Source organism: Halorubrum sp. AJ67 (assembly GCF_000513435.1).
The window spans coordinates 28,744-29,637 of the sequence record NZ_CBVY010000020.1 but is presented as its reverse complement, the minus strand read 5'-3'; the positions used below and the strand labels follow the sequence as shown (position 1 = coordinate 29,637).

The following is an 894-nucleotide window of genomic DNA, read 5'->3' as shown; positions in this document are numbered from 1 at the left end:
ACGTTGTGTTTCCACCGGCCGGCCGCGAGCGCGTCGTCGTCGAGAACGCGTTCCACCGCCCCCGCGTACCGCCCGTCGACGACCATCGCGCGGTAGTCGCGGGCGTCCGGGAGGAACTCTTGGATCAGGAACGACTTGTCGCCCGTCGCGCGGTAGTCGTGGATCAGGTTCAGGTAGTCGACGACGCCGAGAAGCGAGTCGAGGTCGCTCGCGGTCGCGACCCCCACCCGCGGGTCGCGGAGTTCGGCTTGACGACGACGGGGTACGAAAAGTCGTTGACGGCGTCGACGACGACCGACTCGTCGACGGGGTTCGAGACGAGCGTCGTCCCGGGGGTGGGGAGTCCGGCGGCGTCGAGCGCCGCCAGCACGCCCGCCTTGTTCCGCGAGGTCACGACCGCGTCGCGGCCGTTCACCCACGGGACGCCCAACCGCTCGTCGACGACCGCGCCCTCCATGAGCCGCGTCGGATAGACGAGACCGACGTCGAAGCCGTCGAACTCGTCCGCCGGCTCCGCTCTCTCGCCGCCCCCGCTCGAAACTCGCAGGGATCGCTCTTTCGCCCGCACGTGGCCGACCTCGATCCCGCGCTCGCCGAGCGGCTCGCGCACGCGTTCGAACGTCTCCGCGTCGGTGGTCATCGCGAGCCGGATCATACCATCGCTGGGGACCGTTCGGACTTAAAAACCGCGCGAGCAGGAGTGGACCACTGCGGTGGCGCGCGCCTCCGAGGCCGCATCGCGGCCGAGGAGCGCCGCGCGAGGGAGTCGACCGGTCGGAGCGAAGCGGAGACCGGTCGACGAGGCTGGGGAGGCGTGAGGTGCTGTGCTGTGCTGTGCGCGGCGGGACTCGAAGGGGCAGCCGTGAGGCGGACGCAGGCGACGTAAGGACCGCA

The 894-nt window shown here is 70.7% G+C and carries 1 pseudogene (only partly in view); it reads right to left on the bottom strand.

Going from position 1 to position 894, the window contains the following annotated elements:
• Nucleotides 1–655 (bottom strand): annotated as a pseudogene (locus BN903_RS13365) (RimK family alpha-L-glutamate ligase); its annotated part reaches 37 nt to the left of the window's first position; the annotation flags it as partial.
• Nucleotides 656–894 lie beyond the last annotated feature (239 nt).